Here is a 4,026-nt window from a genome sequence, read left to right as displayed (position 1 = left end):
CGGCCGCTGGCCGGCACACCGCGGGAATGCCGGCCAGCGGCCGGCACTAGCTCAGAAATCCTGCTGCAGGCTCAGGTAGGCGCCGCGGCGCGGTCCCCATTGCGGGGCGAACACGCCGACGCCACCGCCATCGCGCAGCTGGTAGCTGCGGTCCAACGCGTTGATCACCGCCAGCTGCACATGCAGTGGATGGCCGCTGTCGACGTTGAAGTCGTGCCCGGCGCTGAGGTTCACCTGCAGGTAGGACGGCAGCTCGCCACCGTTGGGTACGCCCTCGATGTCCGAACGCAGGCCACTGCCGAGCACGTAGTTGGCCCCGATCCGGTTGTGCCCGGCGAAGGCGTAGCTGAGCCCCCCCGACGACGTCAGCTTCTGGTCGTGGTCGAGGTGGATCCAGTGGTTGGCCACATAGGCCAGCGCCTCGGGATCGAGGTTGTACTGGCTGGTGATGACATCCGTACCGATGGCCTTGTTCAGCGCCGCATTGAAGTAGGCACTGAACGGGCCGTTGCTGTAGTCGGCACTGAACTCCAGGCCACGGATGTGTCCGCGGCGGTAGTTGAAGGTCGAGTAGATGTAGGCGGCGCCGAACTGGCCTTCGTCCTGCAGGCGGGCGACGCGGCGGTCGTAAGCGTCCAGGCCCAGGGTCAGGTGTTCACCCAGCTGCTGCGAGACGCCGATGTCGTAGTAGTCGCTGCGCTCGGCCAGCGGCGTGTTGTTGCCGCCGCTGGGCTGCTGGTTGGTGGTGCCGTCGTACAGGGCGATGTCGCTGCTGGCGATCAGTTCACTGGCCGGTGGCGTGAAATAGCGCGAATAGCCGGCATGCACGGTGGTGCTGTCGCTGGCATTCCAGACCACGCCCACGCGCGGGCTGAGCTGGCCCTCGGTGCGGCCGAAGGCCTTGTAGCGGTCACCGCGCAGACCGTAGTTGACGGTCCAGTCGTCGCCGATTTTCCACTCATCCTGTACGTACAACGCCAGCGTGCTGGCATGGAAGGCGCTGTGGTCAGGAATCAGCAGCGGCGTGGTGCTGGACTGCTGGCCGCCGTCATCAACCGGGAACACCCAGCTGTTGCTGCTGGCCCGTGCGTGCTCGTAGTTGCCGTACAAGCCGTAGCGCAGCGTGTGGTCGTTGCCCAGTGGTGTGGAGAAGTCGGCCTGCAGGGTGTTGGCACGGTTGCTGCGCTGCACCTGCGAGGCGACGCCACTGAACACCAGATCGCCGACGACGTCCGGGTTGAACGCTGCATCGCTGTAGCGCTGCCCGGCGGACAGTTGGTAGGCGGTGCTGCCCAGCGTGCCCTGCAGTACCAGCATGCCGAAGCGGGTGGTCTCGCGCTGGGTCTCATCCAGCTGGCTGGAATCGAAGGTGGTGGTGTCCAGGTAACCGAACTGCGGCGTCTGCCCTGGATTGACCGGAATCTGGAAACGGTTGTTGGCGAAACCGGCGAACACACTCAGGCGGGTGTTCTCGTTGACCAGGTAGGTCAGGTCGGCGAAGGCCTTGCCCTGGTGGGTATCGTCGTGCAGCGGCTTGCGCGAGTTGGTCGGATTCTCCAGGCCGACTTCGTTCTGGTCGTAGTTGCCGGTCAGGAACCAGCTCCAGCGTCCCTGGTTGCCCCACCAGGAGGCATTCGGATTCACCTTGCCGAACGAGCCGGTGGTCAGTCCGGCGCTGCCACCGTTGCCCAGCTCGGCGCCATTGCGGGTGGTGATGTCGACCACCGCCGCGGTGCGCTCGCCGAACTGCGCCGGCAACGCGCCGTCCATCAGGCGGATGCTCTTGATGGTGCGCGCATCCAGGGTCTGGCCGAAGCCGGAAATCGATTCGGGCAGCAACACGCCGTTGATCCGGTACTGCAGGTTGGCGTGGTCGCCGCGCACGTGCACGCTGCCATAGGAATCCTGGACCACGCCGGGTGCCTGCAGCAGCACCTGGCTGAGCGGCGCGGAGGCGCCCAGCGGCTGCTTCTGGATGTCCTCGGCGGTGATCTGGTACTGGCTGCTGCCGATGTCCGGCGACAACGCGTTGCGGGCTTGGTCGAGCTGGGCGCTGACGGTGACCGTGTCCAGGTCCTTGACCGCAGGCCCGGCGCCATTGGCGGCGGCCGCGAAGGCGGGCAGGCTGGCCAGGGCCAGGGCGAAGGTGATGCCGGTAGCGAGGGGCGAGGGCTTCATGATGGGAAGAGTGATGGCAGGGCGTGGAAGGGGCCGGTCCATGACGTGGAAGTGTTACTCCGTAACAGATCATGCGCCTACCTTGAGCGGCTGACCATGCGGGATCTGGCTGCTCGCATCGGCCTTTCCCTGCCGTTCAGGCGGCCTGGCCGAGCAGGTCGGCCCTTTGCGCCAGCGGCTGGCTCTGCGACCATGACCGCCCCCCATCCCGGAAGTCTGCAATGAGCCTGTCCGCCGTTCCGCCCGTGCCCGATCCCGCCGCAGCCGCCACTGGCGCCGCCTGGTCGCCGGAGAGCTGGCGTGGCAAGACCGCGCTGCAGATGCCGACCTACCCGGACCCGGTGGCGCTGGACGCCGCTCTGCACGAACTGAAGCGGCTGCCGCCGCTGGTCACCTCCTGGGAAATCCTGGCGCTGAAGCAGCAGCTGGCCGAGGCGCAGGAAGGCAAGCGCTTCCTGCTGCAGGGCGGCGACTGCGCGGAGAACTTCAGCGACTGCGAATCGGGCACCATTTCCAACCGGCTGAAGGTGCTGCTGCAGATGAGCCTGGTGCTGGTGCATGGCCTGCGCCAGCCGGTGATCCGCGTCGGCCGTTTCGCCGGCCAGTACGCCAAGCCACGTTCGGCCGATACCGAGACCCGCGACGGCGTGACCCTGCCCAGCTACCGCGGTGATGTCATCAACGCGCCGGCCTTCACCGAAGCGGCACGGCTGCCGGATCCGAAGCGGATGCTGCAGGCCCACGCGCACTCGGCGATGACCATGAACTTCGTGCGTGCGCTGATCGACGGCGGTTTCGCCGACCTGCACCACCCCGAGTACTGGAACCTGGAGTGGGTGCGGCATTCGCCGCTGGCTGCCGAGTACCAGAAGATGGTGGCGTCGATCGGCGATGCGGTGCACTTCATGGAGACCCTGGCCGGGGCCCGCGTGCACAACCTCAACCGCATCGACTTCTACACGTCGCACGAAGCGCTGCTGCTGCCCTACGAACAGGCGTTGACCCGGCAGGTGCCGCGCCAGCAGGGCTGGTTGAACCTGAGCACGCACTACCCGTGGATCGGCATGCGCACGGCCGCTCTCGATGGCGCGCACGTGGAATACCTGAGTGGCGTGCGCAACCCTATCGCGATCAAGGTCGGCCCATCGGTGACGCCGGACCAGCTGCTGCGCCTGATTGATGTGCTCAACCCGCATGACGAGCCGGGTCGACTGAGCTTCATTCACCGCATGGGTGCAGCGCAGATCGCCGAGAAGCTGCCGCCGCTGCTGGATGCGGTCAAGCGCGATGGCCGCCGCGTGCTGTGGGTGTGCGATGCGATGCATGGCAACACCGAAAGCACTGCCAATGGTTTCAAGACACGCCGCTTCGACAACGTGCGTGGCGAAGTGGAGATGTCGTTCGATCTGCACGCGGCCGCAGGTACGCGACTGGGCGGTGTGCACCTGGAGCTGACCGGCGAAGACGTGACCGAGTGCACCGGTGGCGCGCGCGAACTGACCGAACGTGACCTGGAGCGCGCCTACCGTTCGACGGTGGACCCGCGGTTGAACTACGAGCAGTCGCTGGAGATCGCGATGGCGATCGTGCGCAAGCAGGAGCAAGTGCGGTAAGGGTTTTTCGGCAGGGCTTGCAGCCCTGCACCTGCTGCAGTCAACGTCAACGTCAACAGCGGGCATTCCGTGGGTTGGCGGGGGGGGGGGGGGGGGGCGGGGGGGCGCCCCCCCCCCCCCCCCCCCCCGCGGCCCCCCCCCCCCCCCCGCCCCCCCCCCCCCCCCCCCCCCCCCCCCCCCCGCCCCGGCTCTGACAGATTCCGGTGGCTGTTGGTAGGTGTCGACCTTGGTCGAC

Annotated in this window: 2 protein-coding genes; one reads left to right on the top strand and one right to left on the bottom strand. The window is 67.2% G+C overall.

Going from position 1 to position 4,026, the window contains the following annotated elements; all coding sequences use genetic code 11:
- Positions 1-51 precede the first annotated feature (51 nt).
- A complete protein-coding gene (locus tag V3B48_RS20795) occupies positions 52-2,178 on the bottom strand; it encodes a TonB-dependent receptor (protein ID WP_329894385.1) in 2,127 nt (708 codons plus the stop codon).
- A gap of 221 nt (positions 2,179-2,399) precedes the next feature.
- Here V3B48_RS20795 and V3B48_RS20790 point away from each other — a divergent pair, with 221 nt between their 5' ends.
- The gene (locus tag V3B48_RS20790) at positions 2,400-3,791 is read left to right on the top strand and encodes a 3-deoxy-7-phosphoheptulonate synthase class II (protein ID WP_329894384.1); all 1,392 of its coding nucleotides are present in this window, start codon (positions 2,400-2,402) and stop codon (positions 3,789-3,791) included.
- Positions 3,792-4,026: the final 235 nt, after the last annotated feature.

This window comes from Stenotrophomonas sp. SMYL20 (assembly GCF_036320045.1).
GTDB classification, from domain to species: Bacteria; Pseudomonadota; Gammaproteobacteria; order Xanthomonadales; family Xanthomonadaceae; genus Stenotrophomonas; species Stenotrophomonas maltophilia_A.
The sequence above is the reverse complement of the archived record's forward strand: the minus strand, read 5'-3'. Positions and strand labels throughout refer to the sequence as shown.